The following is a 22506-nucleotide window of genomic DNA, read 5'->3' as shown; positions in this document are numbered from 1 at the left end:
GGGACGCGCCGACGGCTCGAAGGGTACCCCCCAGGATAAGCCGCGTCGTATGTCTCCGGCTGCATGGGGGCTGGGTGTGCTACAGCCGCCCGGCCGCCTTCAGCGCGAGGTAGCGGTCGGCGACGAGCGGCGGCAGATCGTCGGCCGACGCCGAGACGGCGTCGCCCCCGGCGCGGACCACGGCCGCCCGCACCCGGTCGGCGTCATGCCGCGCGCGCTCGATCGCGGCGGCGGCGTACACGTCGGCGGCGTCGCGGTGGGCCGGGGCGTCGCCCGGGCCGTCGGTCGCCGTCGCCACCAGCAGCCGCGATCGCGCCGCGACCGCCGGGAGCGACGCGAGGAACGCGCGTGCGGCTTCGGGGTCGTCGGCGGCCGTCAGCAGCACGACCAGCGCGGGGCGCACCGAGAGGCCCCGCACCTGCGCGAAGGCGGCGTCCCAGTCGGTGTCGATGAGTTGCGGGTCGACGGGCGCCATCGCCTCGACCAGCGCGGGCAGCAGCTGCGCGCCATCGGTGCGGGTGACGCGCGCGCGGGTCACGCGGTCGAACATGAGGAGGTGCACGTGGTCACCGGCGCGCGTCGCGAGCACTGACAGCAGCAGAGCGGCCTCCATCGCGGCATCCAGCCGCACGCCGTCACCCACGCGGGCGGCGGCCGTGCGTCCGGTGTCGATGACGATGACGACGTGCCGATCGCGCTCGGGACGCCAGGTGCGCAGCATGGTCGTTCCGGCGCGCGCCGTCGCCCGCCAGTCGATCGAGCGCACGTCGTCGCCCCGCACGTACTCGCGCAGGCTGTCGAACTCGGTGCCCTGCCCGCGCACCTGCAGCGAGGTGTTGCCGTCGAGCTCGCGCAGGCGGGCGAGTCGCGAGGGGAGGTGTCGCCGGGAAGTGAACGGGGGCAGGACGCGCAGACGCCCGGGGGCGTCGACCACCGCCTGTCGGCCGGCGAGCCCCAGGGGACCCGCGGCGCGCACGGTGACGAAGGCGCTGCGCAACTCGCCCCGGCGCCGCGGGAGCAACGACAGCGCAGCTCCCCGTCGCTCGCCGGGCGGCACGGTGAAACGCTGCCGCTCGTCGGGCGCCCCGGCCGTCGGCTGCCACGCGTCGCGCACGACAGCGCGCAGCAGGCGGGTACCGAGGTTGCGCACCCGCAGTTCGCCGGTCACCGGCTCGTCGCGCAGCGCCCGCTCCGGCAGCGTGCGAGTGATCTCCACCCGGCGCGGGTCGGCGGCGAGGGCGATGTCGATCGCCGCGAGCACGACGCACAGAGCCACCCATCCGCTCGCGACCGCCCACGCCGGAGCCCCCGCGGTGCTGAGCAGCACGAGGGGCCCGACGCCGAGGGCGACGAGCAGGGCGAGACGGCCGGAAACGAACATCAGATGGGGACGCGCGTCTGCTGCAGGACCGACGTGAGGATCGCGTCGACCGAGACGCCCTCGATCTCGGCCTCGGGCCGCAGGCGGATGCGGTGACGCCAGACGGGCACGAGCATGGTCTGCACGTGGTCGGGCGTGATCGCCGGGTAACCGCCGAGCCAGGCCCACGCCTTCGCGGCGGCGAGCAGACCCGTGCTGGCGCGCGGGCTCACGCCCAGCAGCACCGACGGGCTCTGACGCGTGGCGCGCGCGAGGTCGACCACGTAGCCGAGCAGGTCGTCGTCGACGGCCACGGATGCCGCGGCGCGCTGTGCCGCCAGGATCTGCGACGCGGTGACCGCCGGCGTCACCCCGGCCTCGTCGAGGTGCCGAGGGTCGAATCCTCCCGCGTGCCGGCGGAGCACGTCGACCTCGGCGTCGCGGCCCGGCAGGTCGACGACGAGCTTCAGCAGGAAGCGGTCGAGCTGGGCCTCGGGCAGGGTGTAGGTGCCCTCGTGCTCGACGGGGTTCTGCGTGGCGGCGACGAGGAACGGGTCGGGAAGCGCACGGCTCACCCCATCGGACGACACCTGGCGTTCTTCCATGGCCTCGAGCAGTGCCGCCTGCGTCTTGGGGGGCGTGCGGTTGATCTCGTCGGCGAGCAGCACGTGCGTGAACACCGGGCCCGCGCGGAACTCGAACTCCCCGGCCCGCGCGTCGTAGACCAGCGAACCCGTCACATCTCCGGGCATGAGATCGGGGGTGAACTGCACGCGGCGGGTGTCGAGACCGAGCGCGCGGCTGAAGGAGCGCACCAGCAGCGTCTTGGCGACGCCCGGAACGCCCTCGAGCAGCACGTGTCCCCGCGAGAGCAGGGCGATCAGCAGCCCTGTCACGGTGCCGTCCTGGCCGACGACGGCCTTGCCGACTTCGAGGCGCACCTGGTGCATGGCCTCGCGGAGGGCCGCGTGGTCGTCGGCGCTCGCGGTCGTGGTGTGGGGAGCTGCGGAGTTCTCGGGGCTGTCGGTCATCGGGTGGTCCCTTCGGTTCGGACGGCGGCGCGCACGCTCGCCTCGAGATCGCGGAGTCGGTCGGCGGCCGCGACGAGGTCACGGTCGGTACGGGGTGAGTCGTCGACGAGGATGCCGCGGACCATGCCTCGGTCGGCGCCCAGGCGTTCGGCGACGGCATCGGAGGTGTCGACGGGGGAGGTGCGCGCCGCGAGGCCCAGCAGCCGACCGAGCCGGGCGCGGCTCGCGCGCCGCAGCTCGTCGAGCGCGTGCCCCGCGTCGGCCGAGGCGGCATACAGTCGCGCGCGGCCCTCGGTGGTCTCGTTCGCCCGCACCGTGACGGGGAGGCGCTCGGTGACGAGCGGGCCGAACCGACGGCCCCGCCAGACGGCGGCGGTGAGCGCGGAGGCGAGCAGCAGCAGGATCGCCGGTGTCACCCAGGGGGGTGTCAGGTCGGCGAGGGTGGGGGCGGTGGTGCCCTGGTCGGCGTCGGAGGGGGAGGGCACGTACCAGACGAGAGCGTCGGTCTGTCCGAGGACGCCGATCGCCAACGCGGCGTTGCCGTCGGCCGTGAGGGTGGAGTTGGTGAGCACCGACAGGCCGTCGAGGGCGGTCACCGTGCGTCCGCCCTGCTCGTCGGTCAGCAGGGCGTATTCGTCGCCGACGGGGTAGCAGCCCTGCACGCCGTCGCCCGGCACGAGCAGTTCGCCCACGCGGGCGTCTCCGGCGCCCCGTGCCGCGGGCACGTCGCACGCCGGACCCGTCGTCGCGTCGTCGGCGAAACCGCCCAGCGCCGAGCCGTTCAGCAGCACGCCCAGCGCCCGCGAGCGCGGTTCGACGAGCACGGTGTGCCGTGCCCGTTCCGCGAGGTCGCTCAGTGCGTCGTCGGAGAGCATCGGGGCGTCGCGCAGCACGAGCGTGGCGTCGCCTCCGCCGAGCGCGCGTTCGGCGGCCTGACGGTCGCGGGCGACGGTGACGCGGACGCCCTGCTGCTCGAGGATGCGCACCACCGCTCGGGTGCCGTCGGGGCCGGCCGACTCGGGGTCGAGCACCGCGCGCTGCTGGTAGCCGCCGTACACGAGGGAGCCGCCGACGAGCGCGACGAGCAGCAGGGCCACCACCAGCGCGATCCACCCCAGGGCGGCGCGTCGGCGGGGGTGTGCGGAGCGCGAGGCCGATGCGGGGCTGGCGACACCCGAGGGGGCGCTCATGAAGGGGCCGCCGCGCGGTCGGTGACGGCGCTGTCGGTGACGGCGCGGGCTCGGACGGCGGCCTCGTCGAGATCGGCGATCGCGCGATACCCGTCCGCGGTTCCGGGGCGGCGCAGATAGCGCACGTCGTCGAAGCTCGCGGCGGCGGTGTCCATCGCGGCGGCGAGTGCGGGCAGGGCGACCCCCGCGGCACGGCCGAAGGCGCGCGCCGTCGCCCCCGGCGGCGGGTCCACGAGGCCGCGCTCCGACAGACCCCGCGCGACGGCGCGGAAGCGCAGCACGATCGCTGCGTCCCATGCCCCGCGGGCGGCGGCTTCATCGGCCTCGCGCCGCAGTTCGTCGGCCGATCGCCCGTCGTCGTCGTCGAAGAGCGCGCGCGCCGCCGGCTGCGCGCGCACGAGACGGCGCGGGCGCCCCCAGATGAGCAGAGCGACGATGATGCCGACGGCCAAGAGCACGGCCAGCACGATGAGGGCCGAGGGCCCCCAGTCGGCGTTGCCCGACGGCCGCAGCAGGTCGCCGATGAACGAGGCGACGGCCTGCGCCACGCGGTCGATGAAGGTCGGCTCGGACGCCTGGTACGACGGGTCTTCGAGCTCGCGCTCCGCCCACTCCCGCGCCTGGTCGGGATCGGGGAGGAGCGGGAACACCGCGGCGGCGGCGGTCGCGAGAGCGGCGGCCGTCATCGATCGGTCGGCGACCCGGGCGCGGCCCACGAGGTGGGTGCCGCGGGCGGGGCCGCGTCGGGGCCTGGCGGGGCGGGCGGCGGGGGAGTCGCCGGACCCGAGACCGCCTCGTCGGCGGACCGATCGGCGGGCGTGGCCGACCCGGGCGCGGGTGCGTCCGAGGCGGGAGCGGGGACCGGGGGAGCACCGTACGGCGCCGGGGCACCGTATCCGGCGGGGGCGCCGTACGCGGCCTGAGCGCCGTATCCAGCCGGGGCGCCGTAGCCGGCGTAGGGCGGTGCCGCCCCGACGGGCGCGGGGGCGGGCCGCTCGACGACGCGACCGACGCCGACGAGGTACGGATCGGCGAGGTCGGTGGCCCCGGCATCGCGTGCCTCGACGTAGGTGTGCAGATCGTGGTCGAGACCCTCGACCCGCATGCGGGCGTCGACGTAGACCAGCGCGGCCGAGGTCGACTGCACGACCAGCGCGATGCACTGCACGAGCAGGATGCCGAACTGGCCGATCACCTGCACCACGATCATTCCCACGACCGCCCCGACCTCGTCGGTGCCGGTGGGGGCGAGGATGCCCGGAACGATCCCCGCGATGAGGCTGAAGGGCACCGAGATGAGCTGGGCGAGCACGCTGAAGCCGAACGAGATGATCACGATCACGCCGAACGTCGACCAGAACCGCCGGCGGGTGAGCCGCCACGAGCGGGCGATCCCCGCGCGGATTCCGGCGCCTTCGAGGATGATCGCCGAGGGCACGAGGAAGAGTTTCGTCGTCAGCCAGGCGTACAGCGGGATCAGCCCGAGTACGAACAACACGCCGACGAGGATGCCGAGCCACAGCACCGAGATCACGAGCAGCGTCACGATGCCCGCGAGCACGCCGACGACCACCAGGCTGGCGAGAACCACCAGGGCGCTGTAGCCGATGAGCCGCCAGATCACCGGGCGCACGCGGGCCCAGACGGCCTTCAGGGTCGGCTTCTCGGCCACGACCGCGTGAGCGACCTCGGAGACGACGACGCCCTGCACCACCACGCTGAGCGCCCCGACCAGCAGGCTCAGCACGAGGGCGGCGGCGCCCGTGATGACGGTGGATCCGGCGAAGATCGCGCCCCAGTCGTCACCGCCGTAGGCAACGGTGTCGAGGCGCGAGAAGCTGGCGACGGCGATGGCGCCCACCGCGGCGGCCAGCACGATGTAGGCGACGGCCTGCACGACGAGCGCGAAGCCGAGCAGCACCTTCGGGTTGTGCCGTAGGGCGACGAACGAGCGGCCGAGGATCGTGCCGAAGCCGTACGGGTGCAGCGGCACTATGCCGGGTCGAGAGGCCGGGGTCCAGTTCGGATACGCGGTCACGGTGACGCCTCCTCGTTGCACGGCAGTGTCTTCATCGTGTCACACACCCCCGACACGCTCGGCCTCATCTCACCCTCGTCGACTACTCTCGGAGGAACGCGCCCTCACCCCGGGCGTTGTGCCCGTGCCGCACGGGTTCGAGACGGAAGACGTACCCCCGAATGACTTCACGGATCCTGGTGGTCGACGACGACACCGCGCTGGCCGAGATGATCGGCATCGTGCTGCGCACCGAAGGATTCGACACGGTCTTCTGCGCCGACGGCGCCCAGGCCGTCGACGCGTGGCGCACCGAGCGACCCGACCTCATTTTGCTCGACCTCATGCTGCCGGGGGTCGACGGCATCGAGATCTGCACGCGCGTGCGCGCCGAGTCCGGCGTGCCGATCATCATGCTCACCGCGCGCACCGACACCGCCGACCTGGTGAAGGGCCTCGAGTCGGGCGCCGACGACTACATCATGAAGCCGTTCAACCCGAAGGAGCTGGTGGCTCGCATCCGCACGCGTCTGCGGCCGTCCCAGGCTCCGGTCGACGAGACGCTGCGCATCGGCGACCTCGTCGTCGACGTCGCCGCGCACGAGGTGCGCCGTGGCGACAGCCCGATCGCGCTGACGCCGCTCGAGTTCGAACTGCTCGTCGCCCTGGCCGAGAAGCCGCAGCAGGTGTTCTCGCGCGAGATGCTGCTCGAGCAGGTGTGGGGCTACCACTACAAGGCCGACACCCGTCTGGTGAACGTGCACGTGCAGCGTCTGCGCGCCAAGATCGAGGCCGACCCCGACAACCCGCGGATCGTCACCACCGTGCGCGGCGTGGGCTACCGCGCCGGCGCGGTGGCCTGAGCGCGCGATGACGGACGCGGTGCGGACGCTCCCGCCGCGGGTCAGCAGCTGGCGCGATTGGCGGGCGGTCCGCGATCGCCTGGCGACGCTGTGGCGACGCTCCCTGCGCTTCCGCACGATCCTCATCACGGTGGCCCTCACCGCCGTGACCATCCTCGTCACGTGCGTGGCGATGGCCCTCGTCATCCAGAACGAGCTGTTCACCGCCCGCAAGGACCAGGTGCTCCTCGAGGCCCAGCGCGCGACCGCGTCGGCGCAGGCCACGCTCGACGCGGCCGTCGACTCGACCGATCCGGCCGCGGCGCAGACGCTCATGAACGGCATCGCGACGCGGCTGTCGCAGCAGTCCTCGAGCGATCTGATCGCGCTGTACCGCATCGGTCCGCCCTCGCCCCTGGCGCCGCAGCCGTTCATCTCGCCCGCGTTCGAGTCGGGCCTCGTCTCCGACGCGCTGCGCAAACAGGTGCAGTCGAGTCCCGATCTGCAGTGGTGGCAGTCGGTGGCGTTGCCTTCCGACGGGGGCCGTGACGTTCCCGGCATCCTGGTCGGTCATCAACTGCGCTTCCCGGCCGAAGACGGGGTCGATTCCTACGAGCTGTACATGGGGTACGACCTCATCAGCGCCTCGCAGACCCTCGCGTTCGTCCAGGTGCTGCTGTGGGTGGTGGGTCTGATCCTGGTGGTGCTCATCGGTTCGATCGCGTGGTTCGTGCTGCGCTCGATCACCACGCCCATCGCGGATGCCGCCGAGACCAGCGCGAAGCTCGCGGCGGGCGATCTGGGCGTGCGTCTTCCCGTGCGCGGCGAAGACGAGCTGGCGACGCTGAACCGGTCGTTCAACGCCATGGCCGACAGCATCGAGTCGCAGATCAAGGAGCTGGCCGACCTCTCGCTCGTGCAGCAGCGCTTCGTGTCCGACGTCTCGCACGAGCTGCGCACGCCGCTGACGACGATCCGCCTCGCCGCCGACATCATCAACGACCAGCGCGAGGAGTTCGATCCGGTGACGGGGCGCGCGGCCGAGCTGCTGCACGCGCAGGTGCAGCGCTTCGAGGTGCTGCTCACCGACCTGCTCGAGATCAGCCGGTACGACGCCGGCTCCGTGCAGCTCGAGCTCGAGGCGACGAGCCTCGCCCACCTCGCCGAAGACGTGATCCTCTCGATGGAGCAGCTCGCCGAAGGGCACGGCTCCGACGTGCGCCTGGTCGCACCCGGCGGGTACACCCCCGTCGACATGGACGCCCGCCGCGTGCGGCGCGTGGTGCGCAACCTGCTCGGCAACGCCATCGAGCACGGCGAGGGGCGGCCGATCGTCGTCTCGGTCGACAGCAACCGCGACGCGGTGGCGCTCGGCGTGCGCGACTTCGGTCTGGGTATGAAGGCCGACGACGTCGAGCGCGTGTTCGACCGGTTCTGGCGGGCCGACCCGTCGCGGGTGCGCACGATCGGCGGCACGGGTCTGGGCCTGTCGATCGCCCTGGGCGACGCGCGGCTGCACGGCGGCACCCTGGCGGTGTGGTCGGAACCGGGCCGCGGATCCAACTTCGTGCTCACCCTGCCCCGAGACGGACGACCCGTCGGCGCCTCGCCCCTGCCCCTCGTCCCCGACGACGAGCAGGGCGGGGCCCTCGAGGCGCTGGGGCTCACCCAGCCCATCTCGCTCAACCGCTCGAGCTTCGGGAGGATGCCGTGAGACGCGCCCTGGCCCTCGTCAGCCTCGCTCTCGTGCTCGCCCTGACGGCGTGCACCGGATTGCCGACCACCGGGTACGTCAACCCCGGCCGCGGCCCGCAGAGCGACGACGCGCAGGCGTTCGCGTTCGTGCCCGACGGTCCGCAGGACGACGCGTCGCCGGCCGAGATCGTCGAGGGGTTCCTGCGCGCGGGCTCGGGGCCGGCCGACGACTGGGCGACCGCGAAGCTGTTCCTGTCGCCCGGTGCCACGTGGGACCCCCGCGCCCGCGTGACGATCGACACGCTCGCCGCCCGCCGCGCCGCGCCCTCCGCCGACGGCTCGGTGGTGACGGTGTCGCTGTCGACGGTGGCGGGGGTGGATGCCGACGGCGCCTACGCCCCGGCCGCCACGGGCAGCGCCCAGACCCTGTCCTTCGCCCTCGCGCAGGTCGACGGTCAGTGGCGCATCACCTCCGCCCCCGACGGGGTCGTGCTGTATGAGGAAGTGTTCCCGACGGTCTACCAGTCGGCATCCATCGCGTACTTCGACCCGACGTGGAGCTTCATCGTCCCCGACGTGCGATGGTTCCCCCGTGCGCTGGTGGCCAGCCGCGTCGCGACCGCCCTGGTCGACGGTCAGCCGAGCTCGTGGCTGTCGGGCGCCGTGCGCAACGCCTTCCCCGAAGAGCTGTCGCTCGTGGGGCGCTCGGTGACGCTGTCGTCGGGGGGAGTCGCCCAGGTGCAACTGCCGCGGGCGGCTCTGAGCCTGGACCGCACGACCCTCGACCGCATGCAGACCCAACTGGCGCGCAGCCTCTCGTCGGCCGGCATCAGCGAGGTGCAGATGACGGTGGAGGGCACCCCGGTCACCGCCTCCGAGGTCGCCGTGCGTGTGACGCGCATCGATCCCTCGCCGGCGGTGCTCACCTCGCTCGGTGTGTTCGGTGCCCTCTCGGGCGACCAGGTCGAGTCGATCCCGGGTCTGTCCGACGCGATCGAGTCCCTGGCGCCGACGATGGTGGAACTCGAAGCCGACCGCAGCCTGGCGGCGGTGCGCACGCAGCAGGGAACGGTGGCGAGCGCTCTCGCCGACGGTCGGACGTTCCTGCTCGACGACCGCCCGGGCCTCATCGCCCCCACGATCGACGCCGAGGGAGCGATCTGGAGCGTGCCGAGTGCGGCCCCCGCGCAGCTGCACGTCATCACGCCCGAGGGGGTTCCCCGCGACGTCGGCAATGCGTGGCCCGATGCCTCCGAGATCACCGCGATGCAGATCTCCCGTGACGGCACGAGGGTGGCGGCCATCGTCACCGTGTCGGGTGCGCGCGAGGTGTGGGTCGCCGGCATCCTGCGCTCGGCGGGCGAGATCGACCTCGGCCCGCCGCACGTGCTGTCGTTCTCGCAGCAGGGGGCGTTCGATATCGCATGGCTCGACGACACCACCATCGGCGTCCTCTCGTCGGTCGACGGTGTCAGCCGCTTGAGCGAGCTCAGCGTGGGCGGGCGCGGCACCGAGGCGCAGGCGCCCGAGGGGGCGCGCACGCTCGCCGCGGGAAGCACGAGCGTCCGCGTGCTCGACGACCAGGGGCGCCTCTACAGTCGGCGCGGAAGCTCGTGGACCCTGGTGGCCTCCAACATCCGGGTGCTGGCGGCGCAGCAGGGCACCACGTCCTGAGCGGGCGCGGCTTCTCCCCAGCCCGGTCGGTGCGGCATCCGTCCACGGTTGGGGCATTTCGCCCTGCGCCCGAGCGGGGGCGTCCGGAACGATGGCCCGCATGTCTCGTCCTGCGCTCGTCGACACGATCTCATCGGCCCTCTGCGATGCCCTGACCTTCTGGCTTCCGCTGGCGTGCGCCGGCTGCGGCGCGCTCGATGAGTCCCTGTGCTCCGGATGCCGCCGGGCTCTGGCCGCGGTCCCCGTCCCGCGCGAGGTGGCGCCGGGGGTGCCCGTGCTGTGCGCGCTCGAGTTCTCGGGGGTGCCGGCGCGGGTCCTGCGCGCCCTCAAAGAAGAAGGTCGCACCTCCCTCGCCCGAGATCTCGCCCCCGCTCTCGCCGATGTCTTGCGTGCGGCGGCGGTCTCCGGCGCCCTCGTCGTCCCGGTGCCCTCGTCGGCTGCGGCCTTCCGGCGCCGCGGCTATCGACCGGTCGAGCTGCTGGTGCGTCGGGCGGGGTTTCATCCGGAGCGCGTGCTGCGGGTGCGGCGCACGCCGGCCGATCAGCGCGGCCTGGATCGCATCGCCCGACAGCAGAACGTCGGGGGAGCCTTCGCCGCGCGGTCCGTCGTCGGGCGCAGGGTGGTCGTCGTCGACGACGTGGTGACGACCGGGGCCACGCTGCTCGAGGCGACGCGGGCCCTCCGAGCGGCGGAAGCCGCCGAGGTGAGGGCCGTCGCGCTCGCGTACACGCCGCGTCGCAGCGCATCAGAAGGTGAATCGCAGGTGATTGCTACGTGACAGGGCGGTGGCGTCGGACTAGCGTGGGGATGACTGAAGGCGACGGATGTTCCGCCCTTAGACCGGGCGGAACCCGGAACAAGGAGGTCACTGATGGACACCAACATCGTCGGAGTGGGAGTCGGTATCACCGATCGTTTCCGCACCGTGGTTGAAGAGAAGGTCAGTCGCATCGAGCACCTGGCGCCCCGCGCTCAGACTCTCGAAGTCAAGGTCACCCACCGCTCGTACCGCAACGGGCGCATGGAAGACGACACCGTCGAGCTGACCCTCGACGGCAAGGGCCCGGTGGTCCGAGCCGAGGCCACCGATGCCGATAAGTTCGCCGCTCTCGACCTCGCGGTCGACAAGATCTCCGAGCAGGTGCGGCGCGCGAAAGACAAGCGCGTCGACGCCCGAAACCACCCCCGCGGGGCACGCTTCGAGAAAGGCACCGGCGAACTGGCGGGCATCGACGTCGAGCCCGCTTCCGTCGAGGTGCTGCGCGCCGTCGCCACCGGTGAGGTGCCGGTCCAGGATTCCGATGTCGACGAGGCGGAGTACTCGCCCGTCGTCATCCGCCAGAAGGAGTTCGGCGCCGAGTGGATGACGGTCGAGGACGCCGTAGACCGCATGGAGCTCGTCGGCCACGACTTCTTCCTCTTCATCGACGCCCGCACCGACCACCCCAGCGTCGTCTACCGCCGCAAGGGCTGGGACTACGGCGTGATCGCGCTCGCCGCGCAGGCCCCACCGGCGGAGCAGATCGCGTCCTGACGCACCCTGCCGCATGACGGAGCCCCTGTCCGGAAGGACAGGGGCTCCGTCATGCGATCTGCCGGGGATCAGCGGATGAAGAACATCTTGGCGCCTCCCCTGTTGCGGGCTTGGCCGATCGTGGGGGTGCCGCCGAGGCCTTGGACCGTGACGGCGGTGTTGGTGTTGGTGGTGTTGCCGATGCCCAGTTCTCCCTGGGGGTTGTTTCCCCAGGCGTAGACGGTGCCGGTGTTGTTGACGGCGTACCCGCTGAAGTAACCGGCGTCGATCTGGGTGATGCCGGTGAGTGGGTCGAGTTGGTTGATGCCGGTGCGTTGGTAGACGGTGACGGGGGTGTTGCTGTCCGTGTTCGTCCCGTTGCCGAGCCCTCCGTTGGCGTTGTATCCCCAGGCGCGGACCTGTCCGCCGACGAGCGCGTAGCCGGTGGAGAGTCCTGCGGCGATCTGGGTGGCGCCGGTGATGTTCTGCACAGTCACGGGGACGGAGCTGCTCGTGTTCGTTCCGTTGCCGAGCGCCCCGACGGCGTTGGAGCCCCATGCCCGAATCGCTCCGCCACCGACGAGGGCGAATCCGCTGAACGAGCCCGCGGCGATCTGGGTCGCGCCGGTGATGTTCTGGACGGCGACGGGTGTGGTGCTGTTCGTGGAGGAGCCGTTGCCGAGCTGGTTTCGATCGTTGAGGCCCCAGGCGCGCATCTGCCCGCCGGCGACGATCGCGTAGGCGCTCCCGCTGCCTGCGGCGATCTGAGTGGCGTCGGTCAGGGTGCTGACGGTGACGGGTGTGGTGCTGTTCGTGGTGGTGCCGTTGCCGAGCTCGCCATTGACGTTGGACCCCCAGGCGCGCACCTGGCCGTTGGATAGCAGGGCGTACCCGCTCCTCGACGCGGTGGCGGCGATCTGTGTGACCCCCGACAGGCTGGGAATCTTCGCCCACGTGGTTCGGGTGGTGGTCGTGCCGTCGCCGAGTTGTCCGAGGGAGTTGTCTCCGATGCTCCAGACGGTGCCGTCATGGAGCAGGGCCAAAGAGAAGCCGGACGCGGCGGTGAGGCTCTTCACGGGGGAGGGGAAGACGAGCGACAGCTGGGCGGGTGTCGAGATCGTCGTGGCCGAGGAGCCGGTGCCGAGGGAGGAATTGTCGTTGTTGCCGGTGGCGTAGGCGTTGGCGCCCAGCACCGTGAGGGTGGCCGTGCCGGTGACGCCGGTGCTGGCCGCGGTGAGCTGCAAGGAGCTGCCGGGTGTGGCCCAGGTGTCGGTGGTGGTGAGGGTTGTGATGGCGATGCCGGAACCGTTGGTCGTGGCGGTGGCGGGCGAGAAGCTGGAGCCGGCCGGCCCCGTGAACGTCACGGCCTTTCCGACGAGAGGCTGGTTCGCGCTGTCGCGAAGCACCGCGGTGACGACGGTCGTACCCGCGGCGACGACCTGCATGTTCGATGTCGTGACGCTGAGGGTGTCGCTACCGGTGCGGAGGAAGAACATCCTGGCTCCTCCTTTGATGCGGGCTTTGCCGATCGTGGGGGTGCCGCCGATGCCGGGGACCGTGACGGCGGTGTTGGTGGTGCTGGGGGTGCTGCCGATGCCCAGTTCTCCCTGGGCGTTGTTTCCCCAGGCGTACACGGTGCCGGTGTTGTTGACGGCGTACCCGCTGAAGTTGCCGGCGTCGATCTGGGTGATACCGGTGAGTGGGTCGAGCTGGTTGGTGCCGGTGAGTTGGCAGACGGTGACAGGGGTGTTGGTGCTGCTGCCCGTGCCGTTGCCGAGCGCCCCGTTGCCGCTGTTTCCCCAGGCGCGGACCTGTCCGCCGACGAGCGCGTAGCCGGTGGAGAGTCCTGCGGCGATCTGGGTGGCGCCAGTGATGTTCTGCACCGTCACCGGGATGCTGCTGCTCGTGTTCGTCCCGTTGCCGAGCGTCCCGACGGCGTTGGAGCCCCATGCCCGGACCGTTCCGCCGACGAGAGCGAATCCGCTGAACGCGCCCGCGGCGATCTGGGTGGCGCCGGTGATGTTCTGGACGGTGACGGGTGTGGTGCTGTTCGTGGTGGTGCCGTTGCCGAGCTGGCCTTGATCGTTGAGGCCCCAGGCGCGCACCTGTCCACCGGCGACCATCGCGTAGGCGGTCGAGGTCCCTGCGGCGATCTGGGTGGCGTCGGTCAGCGTGCTGACGGCGACGGGTGTGGTGCTGTTCGTGGTGGTGCCGTTGCCGAGCTCGCCGTTGACGTTGGAGCCCCACGCGCGCACCTGGCCGGTGGACAGCAGAGCGTACCCACTCCTCGACCCGGCGACGGCGATCTGTGTGACTCCCGACAGGCTGGGAATCTTCGCCCACGTGGTTCGTGTGGTGGTGGTGCCGTCGCCGAGTTGTCCGAGAGAGTTGTCTCCGATGCTCCAGACGGTGCCGTCCTCGAGCAGGGCCAGGGAGAAGCCGGGCGCGCCGGTGAGGCTCTTCACCGGGGAGGGGAAGACGAGCGACAGCTGGGCGGGCGTCGAGATCGCAGTGGCCGAGGAGCCGGTGCCGAGGGCGGAATTGGCGTTGTTGCCGGTGGCGTAGGCGTTGGCACCGAGCACGCTGAGGGTGGCTGTGCCCGTGATACCGGTGCTGGTCGCGGTGAGCGTCAGGGAGCTGCCGGGCGTGGCCCAGGTGTCGGTGGTGGTGAGGGTTGTGGTGGCGATGCCGGAACCGTTGGTCGTGGCGGTGGCCGGCGAGAAGCTGGAGCCGGCCGGCCCGGTGAACGTCACGGCCCTTCCTGCGAGGGGCTGGTTTGCGGTGTCGCGGAGGAGCGCGGTGACGGCGGTCGTGCCCGCGGCGACCACCTGCATGTTCGGCGTCGTGACGCCCAGCGTGCCGAGCTCGCTACCGGCCGCGTAGGCGGGAGCAGTGGTCATCACGACGATCGCGGGAACGCTCCAGGCCGCTCCACCGAGGAGTACACGGCGGGACGGTCCGGACGCCGTGACGGGGGCGACGGAATCTGAGGGGGTGATGTTCATGCTGGCGCGCTCCACTCGGGAAGGTGGTTCGTTCGGGGCGACCCTGATGAGTCGAATTTTCACCCTTCACGTCGCCGCCCGTCGAGATCGGATGCCGCACATCATCCCGGTACCGGGTGAAGTCGCCTTGATCCGGCAGAACGTCAGCGGTCGCGGGGGAGCGCGGCGCCACCGTGCCATGCCGGGGATCACCCGGCGGGTGATCTCGGGAGGAACTGCTGTCGCGCAGAGGCGCCCGCGGGTTCGCACAGCCGCACCCCGCAGCGGGGCAGCTGCGTCATCCGCCGCACGAAGCGGATCCGGCCGCGCTCAGCCGTCGAAGATGTCGCCGAGCAGCGAGCCGATGACGAGACCGCCCAGCATGCCACCGACCATGTTGCCGCCGCCCATTCCGCCGCCGCCGCGGCCGTAACCGCCGCCGCGCCCGCTGCCGTCCCATTCACTGGGTCGGGACTGCTCGATGTCGCGCTGGGCGATCTGCAGCGATTCCGACGCGAGCGACCCGGCCCGGCGGGCGGTGGCCAACACCGTCTCGCGATCGTCTTCGGCGACGGGCCCCAGGGGGAGTCCCGCGCGCAACCGCTCGGCCTCGACGAAGCGCGTCCGCGCGTCGGCTCCGATCCACCCGCGGTGGCCGGTGATCAGGCCGCGGGCGACGGCGAGCTGACGGTCGGCGTCGTCGATCGCATGCTCGACCTGTTCCTGAGAGGGGACGGGACGTGAGGCGCGCTCGCGCGCGTGGTCGAGAGCGGCGTTGGCCTGCCGCAGGGACGACAGCGCGGCGAACGGGTCGGTGCGGGCTCCGGATGCCGGTAGTGCGGCCAGAGCACGTTCAAGGTCGGCCATCGCCTGCGTGACGGCGGGGGTCTGGGCGCCGCGACGGGCTTCGGCGAGGTCGCCGCGCGAGTCCTCGACGACGGCGGCGAGGGTGGACTCCGCGCGGAGCGCTTCGATCTCGAACATGTCGACCGCGTCGAGCAGAGACTCCGCGCGCCGTGCCGATTCGGTGGCGGCTTCGAGGGCGACCGAAGCCTGCTCGCGCTGCCCGGCCTCGCGGCGACGCTCCGAGACCGCGGCGGTGTGCACGGCGAAGTCGAGCAGCTGCTCGATCTCTTCGGGATTTCCGCCGATCTGCTGCAGGGCGGAGTCGCTGTAACGGCGCGACAGCCGCTCGACGACCTCGCGGGCGTTCGGGACGCGCTCGGCGAGGCGGTCGCGGTCGGCGCGTACGCGAGCGATCGTCTCGGGTGCGCGGCGCACGGCGTCGATCTTGGGCTGGAGAACCTGCGTGCGCTCCTCGAGCAGGTCTTCGGCCCACTGCGACAGCTGGATGATGCGCGCGTTGCGCGTGCGCAGCTCGTCTTTGGTGTCGGGGATCTCGTCGTGGTTCAGCTGGTGCAGCCGGAACGCCTCGGCGAGGTGCGTGCGCACCGACTCGAGGGCGGCCGCGAGATCTTCGGTGGCCTTGTCGCCGAGCTCGGCGCGGGCGAAGTCCAGCTCGTCGGAGGTGAGGCGCACGCGCTCATCGGCGGCGACGATCGCGAGCTCCGCCCGGCGGGCGAGATCGGCGTCCGCTGCGTCTTGCTCTTCGCGCTTCCTCTTGCCCCAGAAACCGGCCATGCGTCGATCCTAGGCCGCGGGGTGCGCGCCGTCGCCGAGTGTTCGCTTTGGGCGCGAGTGCCGACTTTCGGATTGCGGCCGCCTCGCAGGTCACGAACGGGTAACACGGATAACATGGGCGATGTATGCCTGTTCGCAGGCCGGTGCCCACGCGGGCGCCGCACCCGACAGATGGAGATGCTTCGTGGCCAATCCGCTCGAGAAACTGCTGCGCGCCGGTGAGGGGCGCATCCTCCGCCGTCTGCAGGGCGTGGTCAAAGCGACCGGCGCGCTCGAGGAGGACTACGAGCAGCTCACCGACGACGAGCTGCGCAACGAGACCGTCGAGCTGCGCGCCCGCTACAAGGCCGGCGAGACGCTCGATCAGCTCATGCCCGAGGCCTTCGCCGCCGTGCGCGAGGCGGCCAAGCGCACGCTGGGTCAGCGTCCCTACGACGTGCAGGTCATGGGCGGCGCAGCCCTTCACCTGGGCAACATCGCCGAGATGAAGACCGGTGAGGGCAAGACGCTGACGGCGGCCCTCCCCGCCTACCTCAACGCCATCGCCGGCGAGGGTGTGCACGTCATCACCGTCAACGACTTCCTCGCGAGCTACCAGTCCGAGCTCATGGGCCGCGTCTACCGCGCTCTCGGCATGACGACCGGAACGGTCGTGGCCGGACAGACCCCCGAGGTGCGTCGGGAGCAGTACGAGGCCGACATCAGCTACGGAACGAACAACGAGTTCGGATTCGACTACCTGCGCGACAACATGGCGTGGCGCAAAGAAGACCTCGTGCAGCGCGGTCACTTCTACGCGATCGTCGACGAGGTCGACTCGATCCTCATCGACGAGGCGCGCACCCCGCTGATCATCTCGGGTCCGGCATCCGGCGAGGCCAACCGCTGGTTCGCCGAGTTCGCGAAGCTCGCCCGCACCCTCGAGGCCGGCGTCGACTACGAGGTCGACGAGAAGAAGCGCACGATCGGCGTGCTCGAGCCCGGTATCGAGAAGGTCGAGGACTACCTCGGCATCGACAACCTGTACGAGTCGGCGAACACGCCCCTGATCTCGTTCCTCAACAACTCCATCAAGGCGATGGCGCTGTTCAAGCGCGACACCGACTACGTCGTCATGAACGACGAGGTGATGATCGTCGACGAGCACACCGGTCGCATCCTCGTCGGGCGCCGCTACAACGAGGGCATCCATCAGGCGATCGAGGCCAAAGAGGCCGTGCCCGTCAAGGCCGAGAACCAGACCCTCGCCACCGTCACGCTGCAGAACTACTTCCGCCTGTACGACAAGCTCGCGGGCATGACCGGTACCGCCGAGACCGAGGCCGCCGAGTTCATGTCGACCTACAAACTCGGTGTCGTGCCCATCCCCACGAACCGTCCGATGGTGCGCAAGGACCAGTCCGACCTCGTCTACAAGAACGAGACGGCGAAGTTCGCGCAGGTCGTCGAAGACATCGTCGAGCGCCACGAGAAGGGCCAGCCGGTCCTCGTCGGCACCACCAGCGTCGAGAAGAGCGAATACCTTTCGCGCCTGCTGGCGAAGAAGGGCGTGCGCCACGAGGTGCTCAACGCCAAGAACCACGCGCGAGAGGCCGAGATCGTCGCCCGCGCCGGTCGCCTGGGGGCCGTGACGGTCGCCACCAACATGGCCGGCCGTGGGACCGACATCATGCTCGGCGGCAACGCCGAGTTCCTCGCCGTGCAAGAGATGAAGGCGAAGAACCTCGACCCCGTCGAGACGCCCGAGGCCTACGAGTCGGAGTGGGACTCGGTCTACAAGGGCACGCGCGACACCGTCGCCGAAGAGGCCGCCAAGGTCGTCGAGGCCGGCGGGCTCTACGTGCTGGGCACCGAGCGTCACGAGTCGCGCCGCATCGACAACCAGCTGCGCGGTCGTTCGGGTCGACAGGGCGACCCCGGCGAGAGCCGCTTCTACCTGTCGCTGACCGACGACCTCATGCGGCTGTTCCAGTCGGGTGCGGCCGAGGCGATCCTCGCGCGCACCAACTTCCCCGACGACGTCGCCATCGAGTCGGGGCTGGTGTCGCGCGCGATCAAGAGCGCGCAGTCGCAGGTCGAGGCGCGCAACGCCGAGATGCGCAAGAACGTCCTCAAGTACGACGACGTGCTCAACCGTCAGCGCGAGGCCATCTACGCCGACCGCCGTCACATGCTCCAGGGCGACGACATCGCCGACCGCGTGCAGCACTTCATCGAAGACGCCATCACCGCGGTGATCGACGACCACACCGGCTCGGGGCACACCGAGTCGTGGGACTTCGACGCCCTGTGGACCGAGCTGAAGACCATGTACCCGGTGAGCGTGTCGATCGACGAGGTCGTGGCCGAGGCCGGCGGGAACAAGGGGCGCATCACCCCCGAGGGGCTCAAGCGCGAGATCATCTCCGACGCCCGCATCGCCTACGAGAACCGCGAGAAGAGCCTCGGTGAGCAGGCTATCCGTGAGCTCGAGCGCCGTGTCGTGCTGCAGGTGCTCGACCGCCGCTGGCGCGAGCACCTCTACGAGATGGACTACCTCAAAGACGGCATCGGCCTGCGTGCCATGGCTCAGCGCGACCCGCTGATCGAGTACCAGCGCGAGGGCTACCAGATGTTCCAGTCGATGATGGGGCAGATCAAGGAGGAGTCGGTCGGATACCTCTACAACCTCGAAGTCGAGGTGAAGAAGGTCGAGGGCGACAACGCCGAGGTCGAGGCCAAGGGACTCACCGTCAGCCCCGTCGAGACGCAGCGCCTCGAGTACTCCGCGGCGAACGATGCGGGCGAGGTCGAGGTGCGCAACGACCGCGGACAGGTGCAGCAGGCAGCCACCAACCGCCTGCGTCAGTCCGGACAGGCCGCCGCTCCCGCGACCGAGACGGCTCCGGCCGCGGCCCGCGGGGCGTTCGGGCAGCGGACCGACGGCGAGGAGCCGGCATCCGGGAACCGCGCCGACCGCCGCGCCGCCGGAAAGAAGAAGTAAGAACGACCCCGGATGGCGCGCCCCCACGTCGGGGCGCGGCATCCGTCGTTTCACCAAAGAGGTGCAGGAGCGGTCCACCGGGTGTCGATTGGCTGGATACCGGCGGGGATATCCTGAACCGATGAGCCCGCTACGCCCCCTCGACCAGTCCTCGAAGCTGAAGGATGTCCTCTACGAGATCCGCGGCGAGGCCCTCGTCGAGGCCGACCGACTCGAGGCCGAGGGGCACTCGATCCTCAAGCTCAACACGGGCAACCCCGCCACGTTCGGTTTCGAGGCTCCGCACCAGATCGTGCGCGACATGATCCAGTCGATCCCCAACGCGCACGGCTACAGCGACAGCCGCGGCATCCTGTCGGCGCGGCGCGCGGTGGTCTCGCGATACGAGGAGGAGCCCGGGTTCCCCCACCTCGACCCCGACCACGTGTACCTCGGCAACGGGGTGTCCGAACTCATCACCATGACGATGCAGGCGCTGCTCGACGAGGGTGACGAGGTGCTCATCCCCGCGCCCGACTACCCGCTGTGGACGGCGATGACGAGCCTCGGCGGCGGCACCCCGGTGCATTACCTGTGCGACGAGCAGCGCGAATGGCAGCCCGACCTCGACGACATCCGTGCGAAGGTGACCCCCCGCACCAAGGCGATCGTCATCATCAACCCCAACAACCCCACGGGCGCGGTCTACTCGCGCGAGGTGCTCGAGGGGATCGCCGACATCGCCCGGGAGCACTCGCTGCTGCTCCTTGCCGACGAGATCTACGACCGCATCCTGTTCGACGATGCGGTGCACATCCCCATGGCCACGGTCGCACCCGACCTGCTGTGCCTGACCTTCAACGGCCTGTCGAAGACCTACCGCGTCGCGGGCTACCGCTCGGGGTGGTTGGCGATCACCGGGCCGATGGACCACGCGCAGGGCTTCCTGCAGGGCATCAACCTGCTGGCATCCACGCGTCTGTGCCCCAACGTGCCGGCGCAGTTCGCGGTGCAGGCGGCGCTGTCGGGCGTACAGTCGATCGACGCGCTCATCGCCCCGAGCGGTCGTCTGCACGAGCAGAGGGATGCCGCCTGGCAGGGCCTCGAAGCGATCCCGGGTGTCTCGTGCGTGCTGCCCCGCGGGGCGCTGTACGCCTTCCCGCGGTTCGACCCCGAGGTGTACGAGATCCCCGACGACGGCAAGTTCGTGCACGACTTCCTCATCGCCGAGCACGTGCTGCTGGTGCAGGGGTCGGGCTTCAACTGGCCGGCCACCGACCACGTGCGCATCGTCACGCTGCCGGAGGCCCGTGTGATCTCGGATGCGATCGAGCGGTTGGGGAACTTCCTGTCGTCCTGGCGGCCGTGATCGAGGCCGGGCGCGGAAGTTTCCTGCACGTTTCTACGTAGATTCTGGTCTCGGCCTTCGCCGTCGACTACTCCGTGATCATTCTCGTCACGAGTGCGATCATGACGTCTTTTTCCTTCGGGTCGCTCATTGCAACGAGTAGGGCGGTCGCCGCCAGAGCATTGTTTGATATCCGCCTTGTGCCGCCCGCTTTGTTCAGGATGCCGTTCCTGGCGAGGAAGGTGACGAACAGGGCAGCGGCGGTGCGTTTGTTGCCGTCCACGAGCGGATGATCTTTCACGACGAGGTAGAGCAGATTGGCTGCCTTTTCCTCGACGGTCGGGTAGAGGTCGTGGCCGTCGAAGCTCTGGTAGAGCGTTGCGATGATTCCGGTGAGTCTGTCGCCGCGTTCTCGTCCGAGTAGCGTGTCGGCGGGGAACTCCTTGCGGAGTTGCGTGACTACGTGGTGTGCGTCATCGAGGGTCAGTTCCCACGCGGGCATGACGGACGATTGGGCGTCAATCTTTCCGTCGTCGTAGTCGCGGAGGAGTGTGAGTCCGGGGAGGTAGCTCTGGAGGACGTCAGCGACTCCGGACAGGAGTTCATCCGTTGAGCGGTGCAGGATGTGGACGATCGCGTCGAGTTGTTCGAGGCGCTGCTCGTTGACGACGTATCCGCGAACCAGGTATTCGCGTAACTGTCGGGTGGCCCAGATCCGGAACTGCGTGGCCGTGGCGCTCTTCACGCGGTAGCCGACGGAGAGGATGGCGTCGAGATTGTAGAAGGGAAGCTCGCGCGCTACGCGGCGTGGGCCCTCAACGCGAACCTGTCGGAATTTCCGACAGGTTGCCGCCTCGTCGAGTTCACCCTCGTCGTAGACGTGCTGGATGTGTTCGACGACGTTCGTACGTGACGTCTGTAAAAGTTCCGCGATCTGCTGCTGGCTCAACCAGACGGTCTCCGCGTCGAATCGGACGTGGAGGGTCGGAGCACCATCCTCACGGTGGTACAGGATCACTTCGCCGGACGGCTGCGCGTCCGTCATGCGGTGTGCTCGCGACCTTGCAGGTCATCATCTCGGCCTGAGATCTCCCCGATGCGTCGAGAGTGCAGCGTATGGTTCCGACGCCGGGATGACGGTGCCCACGGCGGAAGAGTGATGGGCGTGAACATTGCGCCCATGTCGGGGCACCTCTGGGGAACATCGACCTTCGTCACAGCAGCGCCAACGCCGTCACACGCCATCGCCCGTCGAGGCCCTCGAGGCGCAGGGCGATGGCGCGCGTGCGAGCGCGGGCGGCCGCGGTGACGGTGGCCTCGACGACCCCGTCGGCGGGCTGCGAGAGATGGACGTTGCGGATCTCGTGCACATCGCGCAGGGCGGCTACGCGCCGCGCGCTGCGGGCGCGGGCCGCGAGGTTCGCTCGCACCGACAGGGACCGGTAGACCTCCTCCGACAGCCAGCGCGCGAGTTGTTCCACCTCGCGAACACCGGCCAGCACCTCGAGCACGCCCCGCACGATGTTGCGGATGAACGTCTCGGGCGGGGGAAGGGCGTCCGCCGACGTCTTCTGCGGGCTGAAGAAGTCGTCGTGGCGGGCGGCGGTGCCCCCGGTCGTGGTCGAGCGTGTGAGCGGCAGCGTCATGCTTCCCTCCGTCGTCATGAATGGCGCCAACGAGCGGGGGGATGAGGCCGAGAGTAAGCCAGCGGGGGAACACCCGCCGAGGCATTCGTCGACTCTGTGGACGAAACGCGAGAAGGGTGAGGTGGGGAGGGGGAGTGGATCCGGAGCGGGTTCAGTCGTCGTGGCGGATGTCTCCGCGTCCCCACAGTTCGGGGAAACTCGCCGCCTGCGACTGCCGCCAGAGAGCCGCCCGGCGAGCCGTCTCGCTCCGTTCGTCGAGGTAGGCGTCGACGCTGTCGAGGGCGATCCGCCATCGTGGCGGTTCCCCGATCTCGACGCCGCGCAGCTGCCCCTCGCGGGCGAGCGCGATGACGTCGGCGACGCCTAAGCCCAGCGTCCGAGCGACCTGGTCTGCCGGGACGAATCGCTCGCGGGGTGAGGACGCGTCCGTCATCCGGTCAGTATGTCCCCATTTCGGTGGGCACACGAGAATCACCCGTGAGACGCGAACGAGAGGTGCGGCGTAACCCGTGCAGCGATGTGCGGGCGTTTCCGCGCGTCGGTGATGGTCTGTCGCTTCGCCCGCCCGAAGGAGACGGCCTGGCGAAGTTCACCTTCGAGTTC

The 22506-nt window shown here is 70.5% G+C and carries 17 protein-coding genes; 7 read left to right on the top strand and 10 right to left on the bottom strand.

Annotation, left to right across the window (positions count from 1 at the left end):
• Positions 1 to 79: 79 nt before the first annotated feature.
• Genes IFU40_RS10600 through IFU40_RS10580 form a run of 5 tightly spaced genes read right to left on the bottom strand, consistent with a single transcriptional unit; the run spans position 80 to position 5619 of the window.
• Positions 80 to 1381, bottom strand: a complete 1302-nt coding sequence (locus IFU40_RS10600; protein WP_191926290.1) for a DUF58 domain-containing protein — start codon at positions 1379 to 1381, stop codon at positions 80 to 82.
• Positions 1381 to 2391, bottom strand: a complete 1011-nt coding sequence (locus IFU40_RS10595; protein ID WP_191926289.1) for an AAA family ATPase — start codon at positions 2389 to 2391, stop codon at positions 1381 to 1383. The genes IFU40_RS10600 and IFU40_RS10595 overlap by 1 nt, the downstream gene beginning before the upstream one ends.
• Positions 2388 to 3581, bottom strand: coding sequence for a DUF4350 domain-containing protein (locus IFU40_RS10590; protein WP_191926288.1), 1194 nt, complete (start codon positions 3579 to 3581; stop codon positions 2388 to 2390). The genes IFU40_RS10595 and IFU40_RS10590 overlap by 4 nt, the downstream gene beginning before the upstream one ends.
• Positions 3578 to 4267 (bottom strand): DUF4129 domain-containing protein, encoded by a 690-nt coding sequence (locus IFU40_RS10585; protein WP_156784810.1) that lies wholly within the window; start codon positions 4265 to 4267, stop codon positions 3578 to 3580. Before IFU40_RS10585 ends, IFU40_RS10590 begins: the two co-directional genes overlap by 4 nt.
• Positions 4264 to 5619, bottom strand: coding sequence for a glycerophosphoryl diester phosphodiesterase membrane domain-containing protein (locus IFU40_RS10580; RefSeq protein ID WP_191926287.1), 1356 nt, complete (start codon positions 5617 to 5619; stop codon positions 4264 to 4266). The genes IFU40_RS10585 and IFU40_RS10580 overlap by 4 nt, the downstream gene beginning before the upstream one ends.
• 161 nt (positions 5620 to 5780) lie before the next feature.
• Here IFU40_RS10580 and mtrA point away from each other — a divergent pair, with 161 nt between their 5' ends.
• The 5 genes from mtrA to hpf all read left to right on the top strand — a co-directional run bounded on the left by mtrA (position 5781) and on the right by hpf (position 11343).
• Positions 5781 to 6461 carry an MtrAB system response regulator MtrA gene (mtrA, locus tag IFU40_RS10575; RefSeq protein ID WP_055834573.1) on the top strand — a complete coding sequence of 227 codons (681 nt, stop codon included), beginning with the start codon at positions 5781 to 5783 and terminating at the stop codon, positions 6459 to 6461.
• A gap of 7 nt (positions 6462 to 6468) precedes the next feature.
• The gene (gene mtrB, locus IFU40_RS10570; RefSeq protein ID WP_191926286.1) at positions 6469 to 8154 is read left to right on the top strand and encodes an MtrAB system histidine kinase MtrB; all 1686 of its coding nucleotides are present in this window, start codon (positions 6469 to 6471) and stop codon (positions 8152 to 8154) included.
• Complete coding sequence (locus IFU40_RS10565) at positions 8151 to 9809, top strand: LpqB family beta-propeller domain-containing protein (protein ID WP_191926285.1); 1659 nt, start codon at positions 8151 to 8153, stop codon at positions 9807 to 9809. Before mtrB ends, IFU40_RS10565 begins: the two co-directional genes overlap by 4 nt.
• 100 nt (positions 9810 to 9909) lie before the next feature.
• Positions 9910 to 10587 (top strand): ComF family protein, encoded by a 678-nt coding sequence (locus IFU40_RS10560; RefSeq protein ID WP_191926284.1) that lies wholly within the window; start codon positions 9910 to 9912, stop codon positions 10585 to 10587.
• 93 nt (positions 10588 to 10680) lie between these two features.
• Positions 10681 to 11343, top strand: a complete 663-nt coding sequence (gene hpf, locus IFU40_RS10555; RefSeq protein WP_055834583.1) for a ribosome hibernation-promoting factor, HPF/YfiA family — start codon at positions 10681 to 10683, stop codon at positions 11341 to 11343.
• Positions 11344 to 11411: 68 nt separating this feature from the next.
• Here the strand turns inward: hpf and IFU40_RS10550 are convergent, their stop codons facing one another.
• Together IFU40_RS10550 and IFU40_RS10545 are read right to left on the bottom strand one after the other, a co-directional pair.
• Positions 11412 to 14327 carry an RCC1 domain-containing protein gene (locus IFU40_RS10550; protein WP_191926283.1) on the bottom strand — a complete coding sequence of 972 codons (2916 nt, stop codon included), beginning with the start codon at positions 14325 to 14327 and terminating at the stop codon, positions 11412 to 11414.
• Between the two features lie 309 nt (positions 14328 to 14636).
• A complete protein-coding gene (locus IFU40_RS10545; RefSeq protein ID WP_055834586.1) occupies positions 14637 to 15947 on the bottom strand; it encodes a hypothetical protein in 1311 nt (436 codons plus the stop codon).
• Positions 15948 to 16131: 184 nt separating this feature from the next.
• Here IFU40_RS10545 and secA point away from each other — a divergent pair, with 184 nt between their 5' ends.
• Both secA and IFU40_RS10535 read left to right on the top strand, forming a co-directional pair.
• Positions 16132 to 18930, top strand: a complete 2799-nt coding sequence (gene secA, locus IFU40_RS10540; RefSeq protein ID WP_070408354.1) for a preprotein translocase subunit SecA — start codon at positions 16132 to 16134, stop codon at positions 18928 to 18930.
• Positions 18931 to 19051: 121 nt separating this feature from the next.
• The gene (locus IFU40_RS10535; protein WP_055834591.1) at positions 19052 to 20278 is read left to right on the top strand and encodes a pyridoxal phosphate-dependent aminotransferase; all 1227 of its coding nucleotides are present in this window, start codon (positions 19052 to 19054) and stop codon (positions 20276 to 20278) included.
• A 67-nt stretch (positions 20279 to 20345) separates the two neighbouring features.
• Here IFU40_RS10535 and rhuM read toward each other — a convergent pair whose 3' ends face one another.
• From rhuM to IFU40_RS10520, 3 genes are all read right to left on the bottom strand, one after another.
• Complete coding sequence (rhuM, locus tag IFU40_RS10530; protein WP_070408352.1) at positions 20346 to 21302, bottom strand: RhuM family protein; 957 nt, start codon at positions 21300 to 21302, stop codon at positions 20346 to 20348.
• 169 nt (positions 21303 to 21471) lie between these two features.
• Positions 21472 to 21903, bottom strand: coding sequence for an Rv3235 family protein (locus IFU40_RS10525; protein WP_055834597.1), 432 nt, complete (start codon positions 21901 to 21903; stop codon positions 21472 to 21474).
• A gap of 151 nt (positions 21904 to 22054) precedes the next feature.
• Entirely contained in the window at positions 22055 to 22336 is a 282-nt protein-coding gene (locus tag IFU40_RS10520; RefSeq protein WP_055834600.1) for a helix-turn-helix domain-containing protein, read from the bottom strand.
• Positions 22337 to 22506 lie beyond the last annotated feature (170 nt).

Source organism: Microbacterium sp. CFBP 13617, assembly GCF_014839445.1.
GTDB lineage: Bacteria > Actinomycetota > Actinomycetes > Actinomycetales > Microbacteriaceae > Microbacterium.
Note: the sequence above shows the minus strand (reverse complement) of the source record. Positions and strands in the feature narration are given on the sequence as shown.